We start from the raw sequence: 25960 nt of genomic DNA, 5'->3' as shown, positions 1-25960 counted from the left end.
AGTCATGACATCACCAGCCCCGAAGAAGCCGACCGATCAGGTGCCCACCTACACCTCGAAGAGGCCCGCGTCCCCATCGAGCGACGAGCTGCGGGCGAGGATTCCCGGTTGGGGCGTGGACCTGGACCCGAAGGACCGCCCTGCTGTTCCTCAACAACGGTTCGACCCCGACGCGACCGGCGCTCACTGGGACTTCCCCGAACGGCAACCAGAGAAGTGGCCGCGAGAGAGATCCATCGAACATCGCTTTCTCACACCCGTGTTCGGTACGTCGACGCCCCCGTCCGGGTTGTCGGGCGTGATTCGCAAAGTCGCCTATCGCTACAGCGAAGGTCGCGCGGCGCACTGGCTGCTCCTTCTCGGCGCTGATCGTGTGAACGCCGTAGAGGCCCACCTCGCGTCCTTCCTCACCTTGCGACCGGACAATCCGATCACCCAGACCGGCATCCGGAGCGAGTTCACCCACAACGGATTTGCATCGCGCACCGGAACCAAACGAGTGGACAAGAACCATGCATGGATCGATCCCATCCTGGTGGGCGGACCATGGATCGCGGCGGGGGCTGCCATCGGCTACACGGCTCGAGCTGTAGCGACGAAGAGGCGCTAGCTCAGGTCGGATCAGACCGGGTCTGATCCGGCTTCCACGACCTGCTTCGCGATCTCGGCAACCTTCGTATTCGACTCCTGGGACAGCCTGGCCAACAACGCGAACGCCTCATCGGCGCCGATGCCGTAGCGCTCCATCACCATTCCCTTGGCCTGTCCGATCAGGTCACGGCTGGTCAGCGCGACGGAGAGGTTCTCGCGCTCGCGAAGCACCGAGAACGCCACGGCAGTGTGTGCAGCGAACACCTCGCCGAGTGTGCGGGCGCGTTCGTCGAACGCCTTTTTGGTCGAACTGTAGAGATTGAGGGTTCCCAGGTCGTCCTTGCCGGAGAACAATCGAAAACTCGCCATCGAGGCGATACCCAGCTCCTGCGCGCGTGCGGCGAACCGTGGCCAACGGTCCTCTGAGTCGAAGTCGTCGATCCACACGGTAGAGCGATCGGCCTTGGGGCGCACGGCCGGGCCCTCGCGTAGCTCGTGCTGGAGCTGATCAGCCTGGCTTGCCAGCCCGTTGCCCGCCACCGGCTCACCGTGAGGCCCCAGGCACGCGATGACACCTGCGCACTCGGTGCCCGGGATGCAGTCCACCGCCGTCTTGGTGACGGCCTGCGCAAGCGTGTCGACGCCGTTGCTGTTCGACCGCAGGGTGCCCGCCACGGCGACCATTCGGGCCGTCAGATCGAGTTCGATGTCGGGGTTTTCCACGACGCTCCTCAAAATCCATGTGATGTTCGCTGGCTCTTGATGCAATTCGGTGCAGAGCACCGGGGTGGATGGGCCTGGTCCGCAATTAGATGCGCGGGGATGTCGAAGGAGAGATCAGAACCGTCTACGGGTTGAATGCCGATGGCAAGGCGGTCTGCTGGTGAGGACTGACCGTGAACCGCCACCCCGCACAACAACAAGGAGACCCACTGATGACCATCAAGCTGGAGAACATCGGTATTGCCGTACGCGACATCGAGGCCACGATCAGTTTCTTCTCAGATCTCGAACTCACGGTTCTCGGCCGCGACACGGTCAGCGGTGAGTGGGCCGACACCGCTGTCGGCCTCGACGGAAACCACGCGAAGATCGCCGTCCTACAGACTCCGGACGGACACGGACAGATCGAACTGTTCGAATACATCCACCCCGAGGCGATCGATACGCCACCCACGCTGCCCAACGAGATCGGCATGCACCGCATCGCCTTCTCCGTCGACGACATCGATGAGGCCCTCGCGATCGCAGCACGGCACGGCCACCACCCGCTCCGCGGCGTCGCCAACTATCAGGGGATCTACAAGCTCACCTACGTGCGTGGGCCGAGCGGGATTCTTGTCATGTTCGCCCAGGCGCTCGCAATCGCGGACTCTGACGAATAGCACCGGGGAATCGGAACCATGGCCGGGGTTCAGGGTTCTCCCCGATGTGCTTCTCCCGCGATCGTCCTACGAGTTTTCAACAAAGCGGGGATGGTGTTCAGATCAGGCCTGTCCGTGTCGGTCGTGCTCAACTACGGGGTGCACTCGGACATCGATCGATACCGCAAGACCTCCTAAGTCCCATCCTCTGCGATGAGACGCATACTTTCGGCAAAGTTCTTCGCCGCCGCGACGTCACCGGCATCGGGGCGCCCTTTACTTACTCCGCCAACCAGTTTGAACGGTCCCCATGTGTCGAGGCCACGGCACGTGAAGGATCCCGCAAGCCGGAATCCGCGGTCTTCGAGAATGAGCCCGAGCCGGTGCGTGTACCGCCGAAACGGGGGCTCGGGCAGGCCGCTGGTTGCGAACACGAAAGCGTTACGGCCCGACATGTCGGGAAGCGGCCGGATGCAGTCCACAAGCCGCTGGTCAAAGCCCATCCAGTAGATTCCTGACCCGAACCCCACAAGAGCGGCTTGCTCGAGGACGGCGGGAGTAGCTTGTGCGGGCGTCAGCACGCGGGCCTCGAGTACGTCGCCGAGAGCGTCGGCGATGCGGCGAGTATTGCGATGCTGCGATCGCGACGATGTCACCAAAATCGTTTCCACGGCACAGTTCTTCCTGTAGTCAGTCTTACTCGGTCCACCTGTTAGACCGCGGCGACATGTCATTTGTGACAAGGCAGGGTGCACCGCAGAACACTGGCAGTTCGAATACGTCCGACCTGACCGAGTGGCGTGCAGTACCTTCGGGTCTTTGTTGCCGACTAGGGTCCTGCTGATGGGCAAACTCATCGCTGCCGGACGGCGTCATTCGGTCGGTGTGGTCGCCGATGGCTCGGTGGTTGCCGCCGGCGACCTGCTGGCTCCAGAGACCTGGGTGGGCGATTGGCGGGGCATAGCTGCTGTCGCGGCTGGGAACGTGCACACGGCGTCCAATACGGGTCGATCGCACACTGTCGGATTGCGCACCGACGGTACCGTCGTCGCCACCGGGTGGAACGACGATGGGCAGTGCGAGGTCGCCGACTGGGTGAACGTAGCGGACATTGCTGCTGGTTGGCGGCGTACGGTGGCCGTCTTCGCGGACGGATCAGCATGCGCGCGAGGACGTCACCGCGAGGGTGCCTGTGATGTCGACGGGTGGAGCGAGATGGTTGCTGTGGCCGCCGGGGATTGGCACACGGTAGGGGTCCGGGCGGACGCCACCGTGGCTGCGGTGGGCAACAACCGTAGAGCTCAATGCGAGGTCACCGGGTGGCGCCGGGTGAGGGCCGTCGCGGCGGACTATTTGCACACCGTCGCGCTCGATGCCGATGGCCGGGTGTTCGCAGTCGGCGACCGCGGTGCAGGAATCGCGGACGCGTGCCGATGGCGTGACGTCGTGGCGGTCTGCGCCGGCAGTCATCACACTTTCGGGATCGACGCAGGAGGTCGAGTCCGCGCCGCAGGCAACAACTCCCGTGGACAATGCGACGTCGGGTCGTGGCGGGATATCGTCGCCGTCGCGGCCGGCTCGACCCACACCCTCGGGTTACGAGCCGACGGTTCGGTCATGGCCACGGGGAACAACGACGACGGACAGTGCGATGTCGGGCGATGGCGCATCGACCCCGACGGTCGGCCCCGCCGACCCTAGCCGGCGTTCGCAGGAGGGCCGAAGAAGGCCGACAAGACGTCCTCGGGCTGCGGGACGCTCAGGCGTAGTCCCAGAACTGCAACCACCGCACGGAGGCGAACACGGTGAGCGTGAGCGCGTACAGCACGCACACGGCAACTGCACCGGTCACCGAGACTTTCACAGAAGAGCCCCGGGCAGGGTCCAGCCAGAAACTGAATGCCCAGGTGGCCAGTGGCATCAACGCGTAGGTCAGCAGCGACACCGACAGGATCTGACTGAGCCACATCGACAGCCAGGGGTCGGCGCCCCATCCATCGAGCACCGGTCCGACAAATCGCGACAGGGTCATCACGGTCGGATAGAGCACCAACAGCACCATCATCGCGACCTTCCATTCGGGCGTGACGGTTGGCTTTCCGTCGGTGACCCGCATGATGGATCCGAAGGTGTTGTGTTCGAACGACGCCGAGTACTCCTCTGACAGATGCGACCGCAACTGGGTCAAGGCGTCGGCACGGTCGGGTGAGTCAACCCAGGCGGCGAGCGACTCGTCGTTGCGGAACTTGAGAACGGCGCTCCATTCATCGGTACCGTCAGCCAGCTCCCTGGGGCCGAACAAAACTGCGAACTCATAGCCGGGGGCGGCGGCGTTCAGGTCCATCAAGGTGCGCTGGGCGTCGATGAACCCGGCGACGTTCTCTTGATCGACCTTGTGACGGAACAACGCCACTCCGGTGGGAGGCACCTGGCCTTCGACGATCACGAGGTCGCTGAACTCCCGCCGGATACCGTTCTCGGCAGCCATTTTCACCGCGTCGGCCCACTCTGCCGAATCCAGCCAGCGGTGCAACGACTCCTCGGTGTCGAACGTCAGGGCCACTGCCCGTTGCGCGTGTTCCGCCGACAGGGTGTACAGATGACCGGGCGCCGATTGGATACGGGCGGCGAGTTCCTCGAACCATGACTCGAACTGGGCGTCCGGTACATCGTGGAACGGAACGAGTACCGTTGCCTCAGTCGATCTTTCGGTCACAACAGCGGAGTCAGACGTCGTCGATCTTGCGGCCCTTGACGTAGACGGCGCTGATCGCCGGCTCTCGGAGCTGCATCAGCAAGGCGAACAGCATCTGGTCGCGTGCCATCTTCTCGTCATCGGCGCGGGCGCCGTTGTCGATGGCGTTGGCCAGCGACGGCCAACGCTCGGGATCGATCACCACGAAATCAGCCTCCTTGCCGGTGTCGAAGTTGCCGAACCGGTTTTCCATGTCCAGCGCCCGCGCCCCGCCGAGGGTCGCGACGAACAACATCTCGGCCGGGTGCATGGACACACCGGCATCGCCGGGCTCGGTGATGTGAACTTTGAAGGCGTCGTTGGCAACTCGCGAGATCAGCCATTCGTCACCGCCACCGTGGTCGGTGCCGAGTGAGATGTTGACGCCTGATGCCACTGTCCGCAGCCACGGCATCGTGCCCGACCCCAGGAACAACTGGGACACCGGGCAATGGGAGATGGAGGTGCCGGTCTCGGCCATCCGGGCGAGCTCACCGTCTTGACAGTGCACCGAGTGGGCCATGATTGTGCGCGGTCCGAGCAGCGATTCGCCACCGACCTTCGAGCCGGGCAGGAACTTGCCGTCGTAGGTGTCGAGGTACGAGTTCACCTGGTAGTCGGCCTTGGTGGCGTCCACCTCACCGGTGCCGGGACGGTTGTTCTCGTTGAGATGGGTGTGGACGTAGACACCCTTCGACCGCAGGTCGGTGTAGAGCTCGCCCAGCGCTGCCATCGTCGTCGGGGTCACCGACAGCGAGAACCTCGGCACCAGAGCCACATGCAGCAGCGCAGTCGCGACGTCGCCGGTGTCGGCGGCGTGCCACTTGTCCACCTCCGCAGCGGTCAGTTCGATGGCCTTCTCCTCGCTGGTGATCAGCGGGCCGGCCGAGTCGGGTCCTCGTGTCTGGATGCCGCGACCACTGACGACCCGCAGTCCACGGCGCTGCGTCTCCTCGAACAGCGCATCCTGCGCGTCAGGGAACGCCGAGCCGAACACCATCGCCGCGGTGGTACCCGCCCGCACCCGCTGATTGGTGAACTCCACTGCCGCGGCCCGCCCGAAGTCGCGGTCACCGAACTTGGATTCGGAGGGGAAGATGCACCTCTCGAGCCATTCGAGCAATTGCCCGCCGCCGTAGGAGTCACCGGCGTAGGTCTGCGGGAAGTGGATATGGGTGTCGACGAACCCCGGCAGGATGAAACCGGGCCGGTAGTCGACGATCGCCGCGTGCTCGTGCTCGGCGGGTAGGTCGGCGAACTCGCCGCACCACTCGATGGTGCCCTCGCTGTCCACCACCAATGCCCCGTCGGCGACGAAGACCAGCGCTTCTTCAGCCGTGGTGACCTTCACCGACCCGGCGACATGAAAGATTTGACCGCGATAGACATGTTTCACGCGTCAAGCAAAGCACTCAACGGACCGGTTCGTGTGACGAAAACCAAATCGTCCAACAGACACGATGCAACACCGCATTCATCTTCGGCGACGGGGCCGGCGCCATGGTCGTCGGACCGAGCGCGGACAACGGCATCTCCCCCACCGTGTGGGGCAGCGACGGTGAGAACAGCGATGCGATCTCCCAGAACTACGACATCCCCGAGTACATGGACCGCACCGAGGAGTTCCCGTCGAAAGACTCGGAGCCCGACCCGGTCGGGCGCATGGTCGTCGCCATGCAGGGCACCCGCGTGTTCCGTTGGGCCGCAATCACTCTGCCCAAGGCGCTGTCGAGTGTCATCGAACGGTCAGGTGTGGCCCTCGAGGACATCGAGGTCTTTGTGCCCCATCCGGCCAATGCCCGGATCAACACCCTGATGAAAGCCAATCTCGGTCTGGCCGACGATGTCCCGGTTGCCAACGACATCGAGACCACCAGCAGCACGTCCGCCGCGTCGATCCCGCTGGCCATCGAGGAGATGCTGGTATCCGGCAAGGCGAAGGGCGGCCAGACCGCGCTGATCCTCGGATTCGGCGCCGGCCTGAGCTACGCCGCCCAGGTCGTCACCCTGCCACCCGCCCCAGCGGGGGCCAGCTTCTAGACCCCACCCCTCCGGAAAATGGGTCCTTTTGGCGAACACAAGCCCAGGTGGGCTCCGCCAAAAGGACCCATTTCGGGCGTTCATCGCCGCTTGCGTGAACGTGGCCGCTCGGCAGGAGGCATCGACTTTGGTGCGGCCGCTTCGGCGCGAACCTCGACCTGCGTGGCGCGCTCGGCTTCGAGCCAATCGGGCATCTCGGACAGGAGTTCGTTGATCTGCTCGGTGGTCAGCGCCTCGGTGATCTCGTGGCGCACCAGCGCGCCCTTCGAAACGCCGAGCTTCATCGCCACCAGGTTCTTCGGATGGGGTCCCTTGATGCGCAGATCACGTAGCCAACTCGGCGGGTCCGCCTGCAGCGCTTCGAGTTCGGCACGGGTGATGACGCCCTCCTGGAACTCGGCGGGCGTCGCCGGCAGGTACACGTCCAACTTCTTGGCGGCGGTGGCGGCTTCATCGACTGCGAACTCATGAACCGAGACTATCGGCCGGTAGCCTGTGGGCGTGACCGCGCCAGGTAATGCCTTCTCATTTCAGCTGGCGTTTGTGCCCGGCGTGACACCCGGCAAATGGGCACGGACCTGGAGTGAGCGCCTACCGCAGGTGCGACTCGAACTCGTCCCGATCGACGTCGCCGCATGCGCCGATGCCATCCGCGACGGGCGGATACAGATGGCAATAACCCGGCTGCCTGATGCCCTGGATCACCACGACCCGGGGCCGCACCACACCATCGAGCTCTACCAGGAAACGACCGTCGTGGTCGTGCCGAAAGACCACGTCTTCACCGCAGTCGATGAGATCGGCATCGACGATCTGGCGGACGAACAACTCCTGTGGCCACTCGACGAACCGCTGGTGGTCGGGCAACGGCCGGGAACGGCAGTGGAACATCGACCGCAAACCACCAGCGACGCAATCGAACTCGTCGCGGCGGGCACCGGACTCTTGCTGGTCCCGCAGTCGCTGGCCCGGCTGCACCATCGCAAAGACCTTGCCTATCGCCCGGTGACCGACGCGCCAACCGGATCGGTGGGCCTACTGTGGCCGGCACCGACATCTGAGCTCGCCGAGGAGTTCATCGGCATCGTGCGCGGACGTAAGGCGACGTCGTCGCGGAGTCAGTCCGAACCTGCCCCGAAACGGTCGGCCAAAGAGAAGGTCGCTGCCAAGCGCGCTTCCAGAGAAGCCGCCGGAAAGACCCCCGGGAAGGGCCCACGTAAACCGAGGCGGTGACGAGCCCGCCCTCCGGAAATGGGTCGGCTTGGCGAACGAAAGCCCAGGTGGGCTCCGCCAAAACGACCCATTTCCGGGGGTGCGGTTACTTAAGAAGGGTGTGGAGCGCGGTGATCCGGATAAAAGGAGGAACCTCGGTGTCAGAGGCGGTTTATTGAAACCGCCCCTGACGTGCAGCGGAAGCGGAGGGATTTGAACCCCCGGTGGTTTTACCCACGCTCGCTTTCAAGGCGAGTGCATTCGGCCGCTCTGCCACGCTTCCTTCGGTCAGTGAGCCTACTTGACGCGGAGTCGTTCGTTCTCACGGAGCCAGGTATCCACCTTGGCGAAGGTGGTGGCCATCGCGTCGCGCTCGTGGTCGTCGAGGTGGTCGAGCAGGTAGGTGCGCACCGCGAGCACATGACCCTTGGCCGCCTCGTGCAATTTCTCTCGACCCAGATCGGTGATGCGGCATTCCCGGTTGCGCAGGTCCCGGTCCTGGTCTTTGGCCATCCGCTCGATGAATCCGGCCTCCACCAGCCTGTCCACCCGGCGGGAGATGGTGCTCTTGGTGGCAAGCGCGCCATCTGCCAGGTCACTCATCCGCATGTGGTCGTGTTCGGACAGAAGAACCAGGATGCGGTAGTCGGCAAAGGTGAGACCCGACGCGGTGACCAGGGCATCGTTGATGGCGTCGAACAGACGTTGGGTGCCGTCCATGAACGAACGCCACGCCATCTGCTCAGCCTCGTCAAGCCACGGCACATCGTCCTCTGTCATGGTCCATTCCCGGTCACCGATCAGCAATGTGAAGCACAGGTTACCCCGCACCAATACGGTGATCCGCCGAACGTTTTCGCTCGTCAAGACGCGGTCACCATAGAAGTGACGCACCAGCCGGCCATGCGGTTCCGCACTTCGACGGCAGGACTGGGGTATTGGTTGAGACATGAGCAACATGCGCGCAGTGACCGTCACCGAGTTCGGACCGCCGGAGAACCTGGTGATCACCGACGTCGAACGACCGTCCCCCGCTGCAGGTGAGGTTCTGGTGAAAGTGGCCGCCGCCGGCGTGAACCGCGCCGACCTGCTGCAACGCCAAGGAAACTACCCGCCTCCACCGGGCGCGAGCGACGTCATCGGGATGGAGGTCTCGGGCACCGTCGCCGAACTCGGCACCGAGGTCACGGGATGGGAAATCGGACAACAGGTGTGCGCGTTGATCGCCGGCGGCGGTTACGCCGAATACGTGACCGTGGCCGCCGAGCACTTGTTGCCCGTACCCGACTCGGTCGACCTGATCGAGGCCGCAGCCCTCCCCGAGGTTGCCTGCACGGTGCTGTCCAACCTCAAACGAACCGCTCATCTGCAGCGCGGCGAACTGCTGCTGCTCCACGGTGGGGCAAGCGGCATCGGCACCCACGGCATCCAGTGGGCGAAGGCTCTCGGAGCCACGGTTGCCGTGACCGCCGGCTCAGCCGAAAAGCTGGAACTGTGCCGCGATCTCGGCGCCGACATCACCATCAACTACCACGACGACGACTTCGTCGAGGTGCTCAAGACCCACGGCGGCGCCGACGTCATCCTCGACATCATCGGGGCAAAGTACTTGAGCCGCAACGTATCTGCGTTGGCCTCGGACGGAAGGCTGGTGGTGATCGGCATGCAGGGCGGCGTCAAGGCCGAACTCAACCTGGGTGCACTGCTGTCCAAACGCGGCACCATCCATGCGACGGCCTTGCGGGGTCGCGAGCAGTCGGACAAAGCGGCGATCGTTGCTGACACCATCGCGACCACCTGGCCGATGATCGCCGATGGTCGCGTCAAACCTGTTGTCGGAGCAACATTTTCACTGGACAAGGCGGGCGAGGCACACGCCTTGCTCGAATCCGGGAAGGTGACCGGCAAGGTGTTGCTGACCGTCTGATCCCGGGGTTCCCAACCAAGATCGGCCCCCTGGGCGGGCACCGAGGGAGTTATGCCCTCGGAAGGCGCCTCAACGGGACGATTGTGGTGGCGTCAGCCGAGAGAACCGAGGGTGCGAACGAGCTGGTCGACCTCATACGGCGTGGTGTACGGCCCGAGGCCGATAGTGACGGCACCGCCGACGTCATTGACCCCGATCCCGGACAACACCCGACTGTTCACATCGGCCAGCGCGCTGATGCCGTTGTCGGCCAGGCGCCGGACCACCTTGTCCGCGGTGACCCCGGAGACCGTGAAGCTGACCGCCGGAATCTGAACCGGCGCATCACCGATGACGTTCACGAAGTTCAGCTGCCGCAGCGAGTTGAGTAGGTAGCGCAGCAGTCGTTGCGAGTACTCCGCCAGGCCCGTCATCGACTGGACCAGCCGCTCGCGCCGGGTTCCGGTGGCCGATTCATCAAGCGCCGCAAGGTGTTCGATCGAAGCGACCAGGCCGGCGAGCAACGCGTGCTGATGTCCGTCGACCTCGAGCCGTTCCGGCCCCTGTGCATCCGGGTTCAGCGACATCGACCGCACGCGGGTGAGCATCTCCGGGTCACGGAACACCAGCGCTGCGGTGGACGGGCCGCCCCAGCGCTTCGCACTGACCACCAGCACGTCCGCGCCCAGTACCTCGATGTCCAGCGGCATGTACGGCGCTGCGCTGGTGGCGTCCACCACCAGCAGACCGTCGATCGCGTGAACGGTGACCGCCGCGGCCGCCACGTCGGCCACCGTGCCCAGCGTCGATGACGCCAGTGGCATGGCGACCACACTCGTGGACCGACTGACCAGACCTTCGTATTGCCAGACGGGCAGTTCGCCGTTCTCGATGTCCACCTCGGCCCAGCGGACCTTGGCGCCGAACCGATCAGCAGCGCGCAGCCAAGGCACCACATTGGCCTCGTCGTCGAGGCGGCTCACCACCACTTCCGAACCGAGCCACACCCGCGTGTTGACGCATTCGGCCAGAACGCTGAGCAACTGCCCGCGCGACGGACCGAGCACAACTCCCCGCGGATCGCCGTTGACGAGATCCGCGACGGCCTGCCGTGCCGCGTCGACGACGCCGGCCGTCTTCTTCGCCGCGGGATAGATGCCACCGGGTTCGGAGACCAGCCCACGGAACGCCTTGGACACCGTGGTCGCCACCGAGTCCGGGATCTGCATCCCTGCCTGGGGATCGAGATGGATCCAGCCGTCTCCCAGCGACGGGAACAATCCCCGTACGCGTGCGACGTCATAAGCCATGGCAGTCACCATAGACCGTCCTTCCGACGCTGCCACCTGAGTTGTGGGCCTGCTGCGAACACGAGATCGGGACATCTGGACAATGGGGACATGGCCGAAGACATTTTCAACCAGGGACCCCCGTCCGACAGCGACGACGGCATCGTTGTGGTGCCGTCGGCGAACTCCGACCAGGGTAAAGGTGACGAACAGCAGGGTGTCGCCGACATGGTCGAGCAGCCGGCGAAGGTGATGCGGATCGGCACGATGATCAAGCAACTCCTCGAAGAAGTGCGGGCGGCACCTCTCGACGACGCCAGCCGGGTTCGGCTGCGCGAGATCCACCAGTCGTCGATTCGCGAGCTGGAAGACGGCCTGGCCCCTGAGCTGCGCGAAGAGCTCGAACGGCTGGCCCTGCCGTTCTCCGACGACAACACGCCGTCCGACGCGGAACTGCGGATCGCCCAGGCGCAGCTGGTCGGCTGGCTCGAAGGACTGTTCCACGGCATCCAGACCGCACTGTTCGCCCAGCAGATGGCCGCGCGGGCCCAGCTCGAGCAGATGCGTCAAGGGCAATTGCCGCCGTCGGGTCCGATGGGTGGCCCCGGTGGGCCGCCTCACGGAGTCGCGGGCACCGGTCAGTACCTCTGATCCGACGCCTGCCGCCGGTAGGCCTGCGGTGCCCGGTTTGCCGAGATCGACAACTGCGGCGTCCGGGGCGGGCGGGCGTTGACGGTAGGCTCGTCTCTCGTGTCAACAGCAGTCGATCGCGAGCCGGTGCGCCCGCCCTCAGCGGAGTCCGATTCCCGGTCCTTCCGCCGGGCATTCGGCGACCTCGCAGCCGGCTTCCGCCAGTCGGAGCTGTGGTTGCTCCTCGGCTGGCAGGACATCAAACAGAGATACCGCCGCTCCCTCCTCGGCCCCCTCTGGATCACCATCGCCACAGCGGTGACGGCGGTGGCCATGGGACTTCTCTACTCGCAGCTGTTCGGCAACGAGATCGATACCTTCCTGCCGTACGTCATGCTCGGGTTCATATTCTGGGGTTTCATCTCCGGATCGATCCTCGAAGGTGCAGAGCTCTTCACCACCAACGAGGGGCTGATCAAACAGATCCCTGCCCCGCTGAGCGTGCACGTGTACCGCCTCACCTGGCGGCAGCTGATCATCTTCGCGCACAACATCCCGCTGTATGCGGTGTTGCTGATCATCTTCCCGCAGCCGGTGACCTGGACCGTGGTGTTTGTCATCCCCGGCATCGCACTGCTGGTACTCAACGCCGTGTGGGTGTCCATCGTGTTCGGCATTCTGTCCACGCGGTTCCGCGACATCGGCCAATTACTGGCCACCGCAGTGCAACTGGTCTTCTTCATGACGCCGATCATCTGGAGTGCCACCGATCTCGAGAAGAATGTCGGGGCCGATTCCAGCCGCGTCAAGCTGGTCCAGATCAATCCGATGTACCACTACCTCGAGATCACCCGCGGTCCGCTGCTGGGCGAGTCGGTGGCGCTCTACCACTGGCTGATCGTCATCGCCTGCACGATCGGCGGCTGGGCAGTGGCGTTGATGGTGCTGCGTAATTACCGTGCTCGCGTTGCGTATTGGGTGTGAGGTCATGAGTTCAGTTCGAGTCGATACCTGGGACGCCTGCGTCGATTTCCCGATTTTCGACGCCAAGACCCGGTCCATCAAGAAGTCGGTGCTCGGCCGCGCCGGAGGCGTGATCGGCGCCAACGACTCCAACGTCGTTGTGGTCGAGGCACTCAAGCAGATCAATCTGCACCTCGAACACGGTGATCGCATCGGACTCGTCGGGCACAACGGTGCCGGCAAATCCACCCTGCTCCGCCTGCTGTCGGGGATCTACGAACCCACTCGCGGTGCATGCAGCATCAAGGGTCGGGTGGCACCCGTGTTCGACCTCGGTGTCGGAATGGACCCCGAGATCTCGGGCTACGAGAACATCGTCATCCGGGGCATGTTCCTCGGCATGAGCCGCCGCGAGATGCTCCGGAAGATGGACGACATCGCCGAGTTCACCGAACTGGGTGACTACCTGTCGATGCCGCTGCGCACCTACTCCACCGGTATGCGCGTGCGCGTGGCGCTCGGGGTGGTCACCTCGATCGATCCCGAGATCCTCATTCTCGACGAAGGTATCGGTGCCGTCGACGCGGAGTTCATGAAGAAGGCACGCATCCGCCTGCAGGAGCTGGTCAAGCGGTCCGGCATCCTGGTGTTCGCCAGTCACTCCAACGAGTTCCTCGCGCAACTCTGCGACCGCGCACTCTGGATCGACCACGGCGCAATTCGGATGGACGGCGGGATCGAGGAAGTGGTGCACGCCTACGAAGGTCCGGAGGCCGCGCGCCACGTACGTGAAGTCTTGGCCGAGGTCGAAAAGGATGGCTGAGCCCGCCGCGGCCCCCTCCGGAGGCGCGCAGACCGCGGACCGCGTGATCGGCGTGGTGGTCACCCACCGTCGCCTCGAACTGCTGCGGCAATCGCTCGAAGTGCTGACCACCCAGAGTCGGCCCGTCGACCACCTCATCGTCGTCGACAACGCCGACGAACTCGCGGTCGCCGAACTGGTTGCCGCGCAGAGCATTCCCACCACCTACATCGGGTCGAAACACAATCTCGGCGGCGCCGGTGGATTTGCGCTCGGCATGCTGCACGCACTGTCACTGGGCGCCGACTGGGTGTGGTGCGCAGACGACGACGGCAGGCCCGAAGGCAGCGACGTTCTCGGCACACTGCTCGAATGCGCTGTCACGCATCGGCTTTCCGAGGTGTCGCCGGTGGTGTGCAACATCAGCGATCCCGACACGCTGGCATTCCCGCTGCGACGTGGACTGGTGTGGCGGCGTAAGCGATCCGAACTGTTCGCCGGGGACGAGACCTCAGACCTCCTGCCCGGCATCGCCTCACTGATGAACGGTGCCCTGTTCTCCGCATCGGCCATCGAGGCTGTCGGCGTCCCCGACCTGCGCCTGTTCGTCCGCGGCGACGAGGTGGAGATGCACCGCCGACTGGTTCGGTCTGGTCTCGACTTCGGCACCTGCCTCACCACGGCATATCTCCATCCGGACGGCACCGACGAGTTCCGGCCGATCATGGGTGGGCGGATGCACACCCAGTACCCCGACAACGACACCAAACGGTTCTTCACCTACCGCAATCGCGGTTATCTGATGAGCAGGCCCGGTATGCGCAAACTGCTGGTGCAGGAGTACGCCCGGTTCGGTTGGTATTTCCTTGTGCAGCAACGGGATCTGGCCGGCTTCCGGGAATGGTTGCGCTTGCAGTCGCTGGGCCGTCGGGAACGGTTCTCGCGACCCTGAGACCGTAGGGTACTCACGGCGACGTCGACCGACAGTCCTACGCGTCGCAGGACGTTCGCTTGAGGCGACGTACCGGTGGTCAAGACACGGTTGCCGAAAGTGTGTTGGTGTGTGCGAATCTTCGGGGATGACAACCCCGACACAAACCCGTAGATCACACGTCGCGCATGTCGCCGCGCGTGTCAACGACATCAGTTGGTGGCTGTTCGTGGTGGCATCCCTGATCGCCGGAGGAGTCAATTGGTGGACCGAACGCGTGTGGGCAGCCGGATTCAGCGATGACGTCCGGATCTACTGCCCCTTCGTCCGCGGATCGGTAGGCGGTGACTGTACCCTCGCCACCTCCGGCTTCGCCGCCGATCACTGGTTCACCGACACCGCGTTCTACTCGATGGCTGCTTTTGCGGTGCTGGTCCTCGCCGCGATCGTGGAAGGCGTCGCGAACGGCCGACTGGTGTCGGGCATCGTGACAGTCGGGCTACCGATGGTTGTGTGGGGGTTGTTCCTCGCGGCTTCACCAGGCGTGGTCGCCGACGATGTGATGAAGCCGATCTGGGCCATGCTTGTTGTCTTCTTCGCCGTCATACTTCGCGAGACGTGGGCGCGAACCCTCAGGCGATCGAACGCCCGTCGATGGTCGAACCACGAGACAGCGTGACGGCCGTCATCCCCAGGAGGTCGGAACTGGCTGGGACCGCCAGCTCGCCGAATCGTTCCCGAGCCAAACTAGAACATGTTCTACTGAACTGAGACGGGTCTGGCTCGACCAGACTCTGGGCACACATCTAGGAGGATCATGCGGTTCACATTCGCCGAGGCGATGACGGATCCGAGCTACTACCTGCCGCTGGCGAAAGCGGCTGAGGCTGCCGGGTACGAGGGGTTCACCATCCCCGACTCCATCGCCTACCCGGAGGAGTCGGACTCGACGTATCCGTACACCGAAGACGGCAGTCGGGAGTTCCTCGAGGGCAAGGCCTTCATCGAGACCTTCGTGATGGCGGCAGCGATGGGGGCGGTCACCGAGAAGATCCGGTTCAATCCGTTTGTGCTCAAGCTGCCGATCCGGCCGCCGGCTCTGGTCGCGAAACAGGCAATGTCGGTGGCGGTGCTGACGAACAACCGGTTCGCGCTCGGTGTCGGCACCAGCCCGTGGGCCGAGGACTACGACATCATGGGCGTGGACTACAAGCGTCGTGGCAAACGGATGAATGAGTGCATGGACATCATCCGCGGGCTCAGCACCGGCGAGTACTTCGAGTTCCACGGGGAGTTCTACGACATCCCGAAGATCAAGATGAACCCGGCGCCCACCAAACCGATCCCGCTTCTCGTGGGCGGTCACGCAGATCTGGCACTCAAGCGCGCCGTGATCCGCGGTGACGGCTGGATGCACGGCGGCGGCCCGCCCGAGGAACTCGACGCCCTACTCGCCAAGATTCACGACATCCGCAAGGCCGAAGGGAAGCTGAACGACCCCTTCGAGATCCACGTCATCTCCTACGACGCGTACACACCCGACGGCTGTAAACGCCTCGAGGACAAGGGCATCACCGACGTCATCGTCGGCTTCCGGATCCCGTACATCACCGGCGACGACACCGAACCGCTCCAGAAGAAGATCGACAACCTCAACATGTTCGCCGACTCGGTGATCAGCAAGGTCAACGGCTGACCCGACTTCCCGATCTTGGTGGGTTCGGGCGAGCATAAGCCCAGGTGGGCCTCACCATTTCCCACCAAGATCGGGGTCAGCGGATCTTGAAAATGACCGTTCGCTGCACAACGAAGTTGATGACGGTTGCGGTGCCCTGAGCGATCATGAAGGCAACGAGGCTGTAGACAAAAGTCTCCTCCCACACCCTCGACAGCCCGGTGTAGATGCCGACCTGGACTATGAAGGTCACCAGATAGAGGACCGCGACGGCGACAAAGCGAAGCGCGCTGGGCTCAGCCGCGAAGGTCCACCGACGGTTGATCAGGTACGCCGTGGTGGTGCCGCAGATGAAGCCGACTGCTTTCGCGAACCACTCGGGCATGCCGAACCCGTACTGGAGCAACAGGGTGAGCCCGAAATCGAGGACACCTGACCCGGCCCCGGTGATCACAAACCGGACCAATTGGGTCTTCAGGTCGACCCCTACGCGTGGTGCTAGCTCCTCAGACACCCCAACACACTAAACGGCAGCCGGCGACTTCCCCGATTCGGTCGGTTCCAGGATCAGGATCGTGCCGATCACCAGTTCGTCCCGGATCAACCCGGTGATGATCGATTCCTGCTCGGATGCACTGTCCCAGCGACTATCGTGGCGGTGGCGCTCGGCAACGAGGTCGTCGCATTCGGTGACCCGCTGCTGCCACCAGTCGGGGGCAGCAGCGAAGTCGGCCAGATCGGCGCGATCGACGATGCGCATACCGGCGCCCTCGACGAGTCGGTCCAATCCGCCACGCGTCGGAAAGTTGTTGCCCTCGGGCTGGTTCGGCAGGTCGTCGACCGTCTTGATGTAGACGAGCACTCCGACTCGGCCGTCGGCATGGACAACACGTCGGAGCTCTCGCAGCATCTTCGGCTGGTCGCTACTGGTGCACACGACCCCCAGCGACCACGCCCTGTCGAATGTCCCGGACGCGAACGGCAGGTTCTCGCCGGCAGCCGCGACGGTGGCCCGGCCGAACAACCGTTGCGCGGCCTGGCAGGCTCCCATCATCGGCTCGACCAGCACCACCTCGGGGCCGAACTCCCGCGCGACGAACTCTGCGGACCCACCCATGCCCGCGCCGACATCGACGAGGCTGGTCTCAGGGTCGAGAGCGAGCTTGCCCGCCAGCCAACGGAGTGCCTCGGGACTGCCGCTGCCGCGACATGCTGCGGGTATAGCGTACTCGCGACCAAGCGTCTCGACGGCCCGCACGGTCCAGGACGGGACCGTGTCGAACTCGTCTTTCATCGCTTCTGCATCGACTACCACTGTGCCGCCTTCACTGACTGTTCCGCACCGGCGAGGCGCTCACGCAGCCGCCGCCCGATCTCTGCCTTGACCTTCGCCGCCGGAACCTCGCCGGCCGCCGACGCCAACCCCGACAAGTTGACGCCCACCACCCCTGGGATGTCCAAGAGGGCTACTGCTTCGTCTACCGCGGTCTCGATGCCCGCCTCGACCGAGTCATCAGCGGCCAGCACCCTCGTGATCTGTGAGTGGTCGAGGTGGAGACCGGGAAAAGCCGCCAGCACCTGAGCGGACCGCTCATCGGTGTAGACGGCCACACCTGCGATGACCGGCATCGTGACACCCTGCGCCCGCGCTGCGGACATGAACGCCCTGAGCGATTCCGGTGTGCTGACATGATTCAGGACCGCCAACTGGGCGCCGGCCCTCTGCTTCTCGAGCAGACGCGCCGGGCGGATGCCGGTGGGCACGGCTTCGGGCGCCTCCGGCACACCAACGGCAAGATCGGCCTGCGCCGCCAGCGCCGCCAGCCGGGTTCCGTCCAGATCGAAAACCTGTGTCACATCTTGTCGAACACCCTGTGCCCGGCCGTCGCCGGTGACGCAGAAGACGCCGTCGGCCCCGGCCTGGCCCAGGCCCATCAGTTCCTGCTCGAGCACCACACGGTTGCGGTCGCGACAGGTCAGCGTCACCCACGGGCATCCGCCCACACCGCGGATGATCTGCGCCATCACGGTCGGCGGGTAATCGGGCCGGTTCTGGTGTTCGCCAACGAGGACGGCATCGCTGCTCTCACCCAGAATGGATGCCACCTGTTCGAGGATTCCCCGGTCGAAGGCCGGGACCGACAGGTCGGACAGCACCACCGGGTGGGTGCGGGAGGTGTTGATCAACTCACTTGGCGACGCCGGACTGGTCAACGGCTGTGGCCACGGAATGGGTTCGGTGAGAACGGCAAACGGACAGATGTGGGCGTCCATCTCACAAGTGGCGTCGTCGCGCACACCACCGCATGGTCCGAACACCATGCGCTTTGGGCATTCCCGCGACCGCGTCCCCCGATACTCGGTGAAGGCGTCGGGCCCATCGGTCGTGGTGTCCATGACGATCCGCTTACCCCGCTGACGCCAGGGGCAATCATCGTGAGGCGGCCCGGGCGAACGGTCCGCCACACGATTATCGGGCTATGTCACAGAGTTTTTCGAGTTCCTCGAGTGCTGTGTCGAGATGGGTCAGCAGTCGCTGCAGACTCGGGATCGTCGCGCGTGCACCGGTCAGGCCGAAATTGATGTTGTCGCCGTTGGACGCCACGGTGATGTTCAACGCCTGCCCGTCCATGGCGATCGACGCCGGATAGACACCGTCGAGCCGCGCACCGTTCCAGTACAGGTCCTTTTTCGGGCCCGGCACATTGGAGATGATGATGTTGAACGGGGGCGGGGTGTAACGCACGAATCCGGGCACCGTCGAAAAGGCCAGCGGCGCCATCACTGCCGCGCCGTATCCCAGCGCCATCAGCGGGCTGAGGTCGCGGATGACGTTCTTGCTCGACCGCGTCGACTCCACGAGAGTGGCCAGCCGGCGTTCCGGATCAGGTTGATCCGTGGCGAGATTCGCGAGGATGGCGGTGACCGCGTTGCCCTCGGAGGTGTCGCTGCCCGCGGCGTGCATCGACACCGGCATCATCGCGATCAGCGGCTGTTCGGGCAGCTCGTTCTGGTCGATCAGGTACGACCTGAGCGCTCCGGCACACATCGCCATGACCACGTCGTTGATCGTGATGTCGAGGCCCGCCGCCACCTCACGCAACCGGGTGGCCGACCATTGATCGGCCGCGAATCGCCGTGCGCCACCGATCGGCACGTTGAACATCGTGCGTGGCGCCTGCATCGGCAGGATCAGGTTGCGGTCACGGACGGCCCGAAGCCCCAGACGGGCACCGGCGGGAGCCAGCCCGGCGAGTTCCCCGGCGATCTTGGCCCCACCGCTGAGTACTTGCCCGACCACGTGCTGTGAACCCGAATCCTCCGACGATTCCTTGGATTTGCGCGCGAACAGTGCCGGGTCCCAGGGGGCGCGCCCGTTTCGTGCCTCGGGGTCGGTGTCGAGGGTCTTCTCGAGCAACTTCAACGCGCTCACACCGTCCACCAGCGAATGGTGGATCTTGGTGTACATCGCGACCCGGCCATCGGCGAGGCCCTCGATCAGATGCACCTCCCACATCGGCCGGTAACGGTCAAGGAGCGCACCGTGGTTTGCCGAGACGTACTTGAGAAGCTCGCGGATCCGCCCCGGGCGCGGCAAAACCGTTCGGCGCACGTGGTATTCGAGGTCTATCTCCTTGTCGTACGTCCACCGGACCGTACCCATCAGCGCCACGGGTGACGCGGGCCGTTTCCGGAAAAGTCGGTAGACGTCGGTCTGTGCCTGCAGCATCTCGAACATCTGCTCACCGAGTTCTTCGGCAGAACTGCCTTCGGCCGGCTCGAAGAGCTGAAGACCACCGACGTGCATCGGATGCTCGCGGGATTCGGCCAGCAGGAACATCGATTCGGTGATCGGCATGTACGGCATGTGCGCTCCTGGACTGTCGGTTCCATGTGTGCTCGAGACTCGAAGTCCACGAATGTGAAACAGGTTACAAGCTCGCGCGGTCGCGCACCCGCCGTACTCGGGGGTTTACTGCTCGTCTCTGGGGGAACTCAGGCGTCATGCGCTTTGGATACACATTGATGACCGAACAGAGTGGGCCGAAGGATCTGGTGCGCTACGCCGTATCAGCCGAAAACGCGGGATTCGACTTCGAGGTCTCCAGCGATCACTACTCTCCCTGGCTCGTGTCCCAGGGGCATGCGCCCTATGCGTGGACTGTCTTGGGAGCGGTCGCCCACGCCACCGAGCGCGTCGAGCTGGCGACGTACGTCACGGCACCGACCATGCGATACCACCCGGCCGTGGTGGCGCAGAAGGCAGCGACCATGCAGTTGCTGGCTGACGGACGATTCATCCTGGGCCTCGGATCAGGCGAGAGCCTCAACGAGCACACGGTCGGTCAGGGTTGGCCCGGCGTCGAGCAGCGACAAGAGATGCTGGCCGAGGCCGTGAAGATCATCCGCGAACTCCACGCGGGCGAACTCGTCACCTACGACGGCAAGTACTTCCGCGTGGACTCCTCACGCATCTGGGACCTGCCCGACGGCGGTGTCCCGATCGGCCTTGCCGTCTCCGGCGACAGGTCAATCGAACATCTCGCGCCGCTCGGCGACCACATGATCTCCACCGAACCTTCGGGCGATCTGGTGAAGTCGTGGGATCAGCACCACCCCGAGCAGTCCCGGAAGATCGGACAGATCCCGATTTGCTGGGATCCCGACAAGGACGCAGCCGTCGCCCGCGCGCACGACCAATTCCGCTGGTTCGCCGGCGGCTGGTCGGTGAACGCCGATTTGCCAACAACTGCCTCGTTCAGCGGCGCCACTCAATTCGTGAGGCCGGAGGATGTCGCGTCATCAATTGCCTGCGGTCCGGACCTGGATGAATTGGCCGAAAGTGTGAAGCCGTTCATCGAGGCCGGTTATACGGACGTGGCACTCGTTCAAATAGGCGGCGACAGTCAAGACCAGTTCTTGGCCGAGGCAGCGGAGCCTTTGCTCACGAAGCTTCGCGCACTCTGACAGTCAGTGCAGTTCGCTCTTCCAATTCCTCGATCACCGCTTCGACAACTGCGACTGCGTCGTCGAGCAGCGCTGCACGTGTCCACAGACGTGTCCACTCGGTCTGCCCCGACATGCACTGCTCCAGCGTTTCCACTGCGGCCGCAGAAAGCTCGGCGGAGGGTTGAAATTGGTTGTCGGACAGTGATTTCGGGCCGCTGTTCACCGCGAGGAGTGGACCGCCGGGCAATGCGGCCGCCACTGTGGTCGCTGCGCCGAGGGCTACCAACCATGCGCGGGGATCGTCGGCACGTACTGCTGATGCCAGCGCCGACCTGATCAACGCAGGGCGTCTCACGACAGCCGTACGGTCGAATTGATCAGCCCATTCGACAGCAGGCGCGTTGTCGAAGACACCGGTTCCCCAGATATGCATTGCCGACACCTCTCCACCGCGACTCGGACGTTTGGTCTCACATATTTGTCGCATACGCGCTGCGAATTGTTACCCCATTGTCCCCGCGTGTTCGAGGTCTCATCCTGAACAATACGTGAATTGACCGGTGTGATTTTTCGCATCAGGTGTTTTGTTTCAATTCAACATTCACCGGTCGGACGATCGGCACCTCACGTGGAGAGACCGTGGTGGCTCGCGTGGCCGGAGGTGCGGGCCGGGAGCATCATGACGGGCATGCAGATCTACGACGACATCGTCATCGGCGCCGGCCACAACGGCCTGACCGCGGCCGCCTACCTGGCCCGGGCTGGCCGCAAGGTGCTCGTGCTCGAGCGCGCCTCCCACGTCGGCGGCGCAACCGTCTCCGCCCGGCCGTTCCCCGGCATGGATGCGCGACTGTCCCGCTACTCGTACCTGGTGTCGTTGCTGCCACGGCAGATCATCGCCGATCTCGGACTCGACATCACCCTCGTCCGGCGTAGGTACTCCTCGTACACACCGCTGCCGGCCGACCCGTCCAGGGGATTCTCGTGGACACAGCCGATGAAGCGGCGACAGCGGCATCCTTCCGAGCCGTGACGGGATCTGACGCGGACTTTCGCGCGTGGAAACAGTTCTATGCCGCGATGTCCACCATCGCCCAGGGTGTTTTCCCGACCATGCTGCGACCGCTGGTCAGCGCCGATGAGATGGCGATGATCGCGGGTGGCGATCTCGCCGCCATGGACATGTGGGAACGCCTCACCACCGAACCGGCCGGCGCCATCATCACCGACACGTTCAGCGACGACCTGGTCCGGGGCATCGTCGCAACCGACGGGCTCATCGGCACGTTCGCCGATCTCGACGACCCCTCACTGGCCCAGAACATCTGCCTGCTCTACCACCTCATCGGCGGTGGCACCGGCGACTGGGACGTCCCGGTGGGTGGCATGGGCGCGGTCTCCGGTGCCCTCGCCACCGCAGCCGTCGATGCCGGCGCCGACATCCGCACCGGAGCCGAGGTGACCGCTGTCGACCCGGGCGACGGCACCGTGGAATGGGACCAGGGCACGGCCAGGGCCGAGTTCATCCACGCCGCCTGCGCCCCTTTTGTTCTCGATCGACTCGTCGGGAATGATGTTGCGTTGCAACCGAAACCACGTGGGGCCCAACTCAAGATCAACGTGCTGCTGCGGCGGCTGCCGAAGCTGCGGGATACCGATGTCCCGGTGGGCGCGGCGTTTTCGGGCACCTTCCACATCCACGAGGGCTTCGACGCGCTGGCGCGATCACATCGTGAGGTCGCGGCCGGCCGGATCCCGACGACTCCGCCGAGTGAGATCTACTGCCACACCCTGTCCGACCCGAGCATTCTCGGCCCCGCTCTCACCGGTATGCACACCCTGACGCTGTTCGGACTGCACATGACGCCGGAGTTGTTCACCCGGCCAGGGGCGAAAGACGAAGCCGTGGCCGCCACCCTGGCCGCCCTGGACTCGGTCCTCGACGAACCGATCGCCGACGTCATCGCCACCGACAGCACCGGCGCACCCTGCATCGAAGCGAAGACCCCGCCCGAACTCGAAAAGGCGGTAGGACTGCCCGGCGGCCACATCTTCCACCGGCCGCTGCAATGGCCTTGGGCGGAATCACCCGCAGACGTCGGCACATGGGGTGTGGAAACCGGCCATCGGCGGGTGTTGCTCGCCGGGGCCGGCGCCCGGCGCGGCGGCGGTGTCAGCGGCATCCCGGGCCACAACGCCGCGGCGCTGGTTCTGCGTTCCTGACACTTTTCGGCGGCGCCGTCCGTTCCGTCACCGACCTGATGACGCACCATGAGACGGCCGACGGCCACCCGAACGAGGAGATGATGTGACCCTGACACTGGCGGGTGTGGTGGCGGTGCTCGCCATCGTCGCGGTGTCGGTGTTCTCCGCCCGCCTCGGGGTGGCCGCACCGCTGTTGCTCGTGGCCGTCGGAACCGGGTTGAGCTTCATCCCGGGCTTTCCCCGGCTCGAGTTCGCCCCCGAGCTGATCCTCGCCGGAGTGCTTCCACCCCTTCTGTATTCGGCCGCCGTGAACATGCCCGCGCAGGACTTCCGGCGAAACTTCAAACCGATCACCGCGCTGGCGGTCCTTCTCGTGGTGGTCACCACGGTGGGAACGGCATGGTTCTTCCATGCCCTGATCCCGGACCTCGGCTGGCCCGCGGCATTCGCCCTCGGCGCCGTCATCAGCCCCACCGACGCAGTCGCCGCAACATCGGTGGGCAAGAAACTGGGTCTGCCCGGACGGGTGGTCGCGGTGCTCGAAGGTGAGGGTCTGGTCAACGACGCCTCGGCCCTGGTCCTCCTGCGGTCGGCGGTGGCGGCTCTCGCCGGAACCGTGTCGATCTGGGGCGTTCTCGGCGACTTCGCCTTCGCGGTTGCCGCTGCGGTAGTTGTCGGGTCGGTGGTCGGCTACGTCAACATCCGCATCCGTGGGTGGCTGAACGACCCCGTGCTGACCACGGCCATCTCCTTCGTGGTGCCGTTTGTCGCATATCTCCCAGCCGAGGAGATCGGCGCCTCAGGAGTGCTCTCGGTGGTGGTCGCGGGTTTGATCACCGGACATCAGGGATCGCGGTATTTGCGCGCCCAAGACCGGATCGCGGAGACGATCAACTGGCGGACCCTGGCCTTCCTGCTCGAGGGCGCGGTGTTCCTCTTCATGGGGATGGAACTCAAGAAGTCGATCGAACAGGTGGAGGAAAGCCAGTTCAGCACCATCACCGCCATCGCGATCGGATTGGTGGCCTCAGCCATCGTGATCGTCTTGCGCATCGCGTTCGTGGGCCCACTCGTGGCCCTGCTCCGCCGCGACACCCGGCGGGCCCATGAGGCGGTCTCGAAGATCGGCGAGATACAGGCACAGTTGCACGCCCACCAATCCGAGGGGCACCTCACCGGGCGACGTCTGCAATTCGCACAGACCCGCATCACCCGGGTGTCGGCGGATCTGGCCTTCCAGCTCAACGAGACCCTCGGCTGGCGCGGTGGGGTGGTGCTCGGCTGGGCCGGGATGCGTGGAGCGATCACCGTGGCCGCAGCTCAGACCCTGCCGCAGACCACGCCGCACCGCCCTCAGCTCATCCTGATCGCTTTTGTGGTCGCTGCGACGACCCTGCTGCTTCAGGGCCTGACCCTGCCTGCCGTCATCAGGACCGCCAAGGTGACGTCAGACGATCCCGACAGGCTCCGTGAGGAGTACGGGAAGCTCATCGAAGATCTGCAGCGCGCAGCGACCGACACCCTCGCAGACCCGGCCGCTGCGGACGTCCCCGACGACGAGGTGACCGCAACCGTGGTCGAGATGGTGCGGTCCGACAGCATCATCGGGCGCGTGCAGTCCACCGCAGACCCGGACCAGAACCCGGAGGGACGCAGGCGCTACTTCCGGTTGCGGTTCGCCGTCCTCGCCGCCGAACGCGAGGCACTGCTGCACGCCAAAAAGCTGGGTCTCTACAGCTCGCAATCACTCACCCACGCGCAGAACCTGCTCGACCTCGAGGAAGCCCGCCTCGAACAGCTCGACGACGACAAATCGGCGTGAGGAGCCGGCTCAGGAGTGAGCGAGCTTCTTGTTCACCACCCGGGTCAGCCATGCCGGTGAGAAGCGCGCACCGAGCGAGAGAGCCTTGGTCTGCAGCCCCACGGCGTAGTGCACCCGGTGGATGAGCTTGCTGGTCTTGGGTTCCTCGACGGCTGCGAGGATGGCATCGGCGACGTCTTGGGGTCCGAGGCGAATCCCGAGCGAGTCGGTGGTGCCCGTACGGACGTCCTTGGTCATCGCTGTCTGGACGTAGAGCGGCCACATGGCGATGGCGCGGATGCCGTGCTTGCCCCACTCGATGTCCAATGCCTCGGTGAGGCCGCGGACGTACATCTTGGTGGCGCTGTAGCTGGCCAGCTCGGCCTGGCCGTAGATCGCCGATGCCGACGCGATGTTGACCAGAACAGACCCCGGAGTGGCCTTGAGATGTCGGAAGCCGGCATGGCACCCGTTGGTCACACCCTTGACGTTGATGTCGATCTGCTTGTGCTGGGTGGCGAGCGGGATCTCCTCGAACGGACCCGCGAGCAAGATTCCCGCGTTGTTGATCAGCACGTCGAGCCGACCACCGGCTGCCTCGGCGAACTCGTCGATACGGGTGGCGAACTCATCGGCGTCGGTGACGTCGAGGTGGCCAGTGACCGCGCGACTTCCCGCGGCCTTCACCTCGTCGACAAGACTGGCCAATCCCGCCTCGTCGATGTCGTACGCACCGATGACGTATCCCTTGCGTGCAAACGTCAGCGCGGTGTGACGTCCGATTCCGGCTGCAGCGCCGGTGATGAAGACCGATCGTGTAGGCATACGGGATTCTTACACCGCACATTGTCGAATGGCTAGTTCCGA

The 25960-nt window shown here is 64.6% G+C and carries 27 protein-coding genes, 1 tRNA gene and 1 pseudogene; 15 read left to right on the top strand and 14 right to left on the bottom strand.

Annotated features, from left to right (window positions below; genetic code table 11):
* The first annotated feature begins 4 nt into the window (after positions 1-4).
* A complete protein-coding gene (locus tag MVA47_RS05360) occupies positions 5-610 on the top strand; it encodes a hypothetical protein (protein ID WP_247206980.1) in 606 nt (201 codons plus the stop codon).
* Positions 611-621: 11 nt separating this feature from the next.
* Here MVA47_RS05360 and MVA47_RS05355 read toward each other — a convergent pair whose 3' ends face one another.
* Positions 622-1314, bottom strand: a complete 693-nt coding sequence (locus tag MVA47_RS05355) for a GAF and ANTAR domain-containing protein (RefSeq protein WP_247206979.1) — start codon at positions 1312-1314, stop codon at positions 622-624.
* 212 nt (positions 1315-1526) lie between these two features.
* Between MVA47_RS05355 and MVA47_RS05350 the strand changes: the two genes are divergently transcribed.
* A complete protein-coding gene (locus MVA47_RS05350) occupies positions 1527-1976 on the top strand; it encodes a VOC family protein (protein ID WP_247206978.1) in 450 nt (149 codons plus the stop codon).
* Positions 1977-2149: 173 nt separating this feature from the next.
* Here the strand turns inward: MVA47_RS05350 and MVA47_RS05345 are convergent, their stop codons facing one another.
* Positions 2150-2611 carry a flavodoxin family protein gene (locus MVA47_RS05345; protein WP_247206977.1) on the bottom strand — a complete coding sequence of 154 codons (462 nt, stop codon included), beginning with the start codon at positions 2609-2611 and terminating at the stop codon, positions 2150-2152.
* A 187-nt stretch (positions 2612-2798) separates the two neighbouring features.
* Between MVA47_RS05345 and MVA47_RS05340 the strand changes: the two genes are divergently transcribed.
* A complete protein-coding gene (locus MVA47_RS05340; protein WP_247206976.1) occupies positions 2799-3656 on the top strand; it encodes a chromosome condensation regulator in 858 nt (285 codons plus the stop codon).
* Between the two features lie 58 nt (positions 3657-3714).
* Here the strand turns inward: MVA47_RS05340 and MVA47_RS05335 are convergent, their stop codons facing one another.
* A complete protein-coding gene (locus tag MVA47_RS05335; RefSeq protein WP_247206975.1) occupies positions 3715-4671 on the bottom strand; it encodes an antibiotic biosynthesis monooxygenase in 957 nt (318 codons plus the stop codon).
* Positions 4672-4681: 10 nt separating this feature from the next.
* Positions 4682-6085, bottom strand: a complete 1404-nt coding sequence (locus tag MVA47_RS05330; RefSeq protein ID WP_247206974.1) for a guanine deaminase — start codon at positions 6083-6085, stop codon at positions 4682-4684.
* A 47-nt stretch (positions 6086-6132) separates the two neighbouring features.
* Here MVA47_RS05330 and MVA47_RS05325 point away from each other — a divergent pair, with 47 nt between their 5' ends.
* Positions 6133-6729, top strand: a complete 597-nt coding sequence (locus tag MVA47_RS05325; RefSeq protein ID WP_374474348.1) for a 3-oxoacyl-[acyl-carrier-protein] synthase III C-terminal domain-containing protein — start codon at positions 6133-6135, stop codon at positions 6727-6729.
* A gap of 80 nt (positions 6730-6809) precedes the next feature.
* On the opposite strand, the gene MVA47_RS05320 is transcribed toward MVA47_RS05325, so the two are convergent.
* Positions 6810-7151, bottom strand: a complete 342-nt coding sequence (locus tag MVA47_RS05320) for a DUF5997 family protein (protein ID WP_247206973.1) — start codon at positions 7149-7151, stop codon at positions 6810-6812.
* A gap of 73 nt (positions 7152-7224) precedes the next feature.
* Here MVA47_RS05320 and MVA47_RS05315 point away from each other — a divergent pair, with 73 nt between their 5' ends.
* Positions 7225-7962 (top strand): LysR substrate-binding domain-containing protein, encoded by a 738-nt coding sequence (locus MVA47_RS05315; RefSeq protein WP_247206972.1) that lies wholly within the window; start codon positions 7225-7227, stop codon positions 7960-7962.
* 177 nt (positions 7963-8139) lie between these two features.
* Here the strand turns inward: MVA47_RS05315 and MVA47_RS05310 are convergent.
* A tRNA-Ser gene (locus MVA47_RS05310) sits at positions 8140-8224 on the bottom strand.
* Between the two features lie 14 nt (positions 8225-8238).
* Entirely contained in the window at positions 8239-8808 is a 570-nt protein-coding gene (locus MVA47_RS05305; RefSeq protein ID WP_158599296.1) for a MarR family winged helix-turn-helix transcriptional regulator, read from the bottom strand.
* A 91-nt stretch (positions 8809-8899) separates the two neighbouring features.
* Here MVA47_RS05305 and MVA47_RS05300 point away from each other — a divergent pair, with 91 nt between their 5' ends.
* Positions 8900-9868: an NAD(P)H-quinone oxidoreductase gene (locus MVA47_RS05300; RefSeq protein ID WP_247210601.1), complete on the top strand. Its 969-nt coding sequence runs from the start codon at positions 8900-8902 to the stop codon at positions 9866-9868.
* Positions 9869-9960: 92 nt separating this feature from the next.
* On the opposite strand, the gene MVA47_RS05295 is transcribed toward MVA47_RS05300, so the two are convergent.
* A complete protein-coding gene (locus MVA47_RS05295; RefSeq protein WP_247206971.1) occupies positions 9961-11157 on the bottom strand; it encodes a cysteine desulfurase-like protein in 1197 nt (398 codons plus the stop codon).
* Between the two features lie 90 nt (positions 11158-11247).
* Between MVA47_RS05295 and MVA47_RS05290 the strand changes: the two genes are divergently transcribed.
* From MVA47_RS05290 to MVA47_RS05265, 6 genes are all read left to right on the top strand, one after another.
* Positions 11248-11787 (top strand): bacterial proteasome activator family protein, encoded by a 540-nt coding sequence (locus tag MVA47_RS05290; protein WP_247206970.1) that lies wholly within the window; start codon positions 11248-11250, stop codon positions 11785-11787.
* Between the two features lie 99 nt (positions 11788-11886).
* Entirely contained in the window at positions 11887-12750 is an 864-nt protein-coding gene (locus tag MVA47_RS05285; protein ID WP_247206969.1) for an ABC transporter permease, read from the top strand.
* Between the two features lie 4 nt (positions 12751-12754).
* On the top strand, positions 12755-13552 hold the full coding sequence (locus MVA47_RS05280) for an ABC transporter ATP-binding protein (RefSeq protein ID WP_030167803.1): 798 nt from the start codon (positions 12755-12757) through the stop codon (positions 13550-13552).
* A complete protein-coding gene (locus MVA47_RS05275) occupies positions 13545-14483 on the top strand; it encodes a glycosyltransferase (protein WP_247206968.1) in 939 nt (312 codons plus the stop codon). Before MVA47_RS05280 ends, MVA47_RS05275 begins: the two co-directional genes overlap by 8 nt.
* Positions 14484-14610: 127 nt before the next feature.
* A complete protein-coding gene (locus tag MVA47_RS05270) occupies positions 14611-15141 on the top strand; it encodes a hypothetical protein (RefSeq protein WP_247206967.1) in 531 nt (176 codons plus the stop codon).
* A gap of 138 nt (positions 15142-15279) precedes the next feature.
* Positions 15280-16158, top strand: a complete 879-nt coding sequence (locus tag MVA47_RS05265; RefSeq protein WP_247206966.1) for an LLM class flavin-dependent oxidoreductase — start codon at positions 15280-15282, stop codon at positions 16156-16158.
* A 76-nt stretch (positions 16159-16234) separates the two neighbouring features.
* Here MVA47_RS05265 and MVA47_RS05260 read toward each other — a convergent pair whose 3' ends face one another.
* The 4 genes from MVA47_RS05260 to MVA47_RS05245 all read right to left on the bottom strand — a co-directional run bounded on the left by MVA47_RS05260 (position 16235) and on the right by MVA47_RS05245 (position 20005).
* On the bottom strand, positions 16235-16651 hold the full coding sequence (locus MVA47_RS05260; protein ID WP_247206965.1) for a GtrA family protein: 417 nt from the start codon (positions 16649-16651) through the stop codon (positions 16235-16237).
* Between the two features lie 9 nt (positions 16652-16660).
* Positions 16661-17452: a class I SAM-dependent methyltransferase gene (locus tag MVA47_RS05255; RefSeq protein ID WP_247206964.1), complete on the bottom strand. Its 792-nt coding sequence runs from the start codon at positions 17450-17452 to the stop codon at positions 16661-16663.
* Positions 17446-18534: a methylenetetrahydrofolate reductase gene (locus tag MVA47_RS05250; protein WP_308280493.1), complete on the bottom strand. Its 1089-nt coding sequence runs from the start codon at positions 18532-18534 to the stop codon at positions 17446-17448. Before MVA47_RS05250 ends, MVA47_RS05255 begins: the two co-directional genes overlap by 7 nt.
* A gap of 73 nt (positions 18535-18607) precedes the next feature.
* Positions 18608-20005 (bottom strand): wax ester/triacylglycerol synthase family O-acyltransferase, encoded by a 1398-nt coding sequence (locus MVA47_RS05245; protein ID WP_247206963.1) that lies wholly within the window; start codon positions 20003-20005, stop codon positions 18608-18610.
* A gap of 158 nt (positions 20006-20163) precedes the next feature.
* Here MVA47_RS05245 and MVA47_RS05240 point away from each other — a divergent pair, with 158 nt between their 5' ends.
* Positions 20164-21105 carry a TIGR03557 family F420-dependent LLM class oxidoreductase gene (locus tag MVA47_RS05240; protein ID WP_374474110.1) on the top strand — a complete coding sequence of 314 codons (942 nt, stop codon included), beginning with the start codon at positions 20164-20166 and terminating at the stop codon, positions 21103-21105.
* Here MVA47_RS05240 and MVA47_RS05235 read toward each other — a convergent pair.
* Positions 21083-21520 carry a DUF4259 domain-containing protein gene (locus tag MVA47_RS05235; protein WP_247206961.1) on the bottom strand — a complete coding sequence of 146 codons (438 nt, stop codon included), beginning with the start codon at positions 21518-21520 and terminating at the stop codon, positions 21083-21085. The two genes, MVA47_RS05240 and MVA47_RS05235, sit on opposite strands and share 23 nt — an antisense overlap.
* A gap of 246 nt (positions 21521-21766) precedes the next feature.
* On the opposite strand from MVA47_RS05235, the pseudogene MVA47_RS05225 reads away from it, so the two are divergent.
* Both MVA47_RS05225 and MVA47_RS05220 read left to right on the top strand, forming a co-directional pair.
* Positions 21767-23310, top strand: a pseudogene (locus tag MVA47_RS05225) (phytoene desaturase family protein).
* 85 nt (positions 23311-23395) lie between these two features.
* A complete protein-coding gene (locus tag MVA47_RS05220) occupies positions 23396-25114 on the top strand; it encodes a sodium:proton antiporter (protein WP_247206959.1) in 1719 nt (572 codons plus the stop codon).
* 9 nt (positions 25115-25123) lie between these two features.
* On the opposite strand, the gene MVA47_RS05215 is transcribed toward MVA47_RS05220, so the two are convergent.
* Positions 25124-25918, bottom strand: a complete 795-nt coding sequence (locus MVA47_RS05215) for an SDR family oxidoreductase (protein WP_247206958.1) — start codon at positions 25916-25918, stop codon at positions 25124-25126.
* Between the last annotated feature and the right edge of the window lie 42 nt (positions 25919-25960).

The sequence above is a fragment of the Williamsia sp. DF01-3 genome (assembly GCF_023051145.1).
GTDB lineage: Bacteria > Actinomycetota > Actinomycetes > Mycobacteriales > Mycobacteriaceae > Williamsia.
The sequence above is the reverse complement of the archived record's forward strand: the minus strand, read 5'-3'. Positions and strand labels throughout refer to the sequence as shown.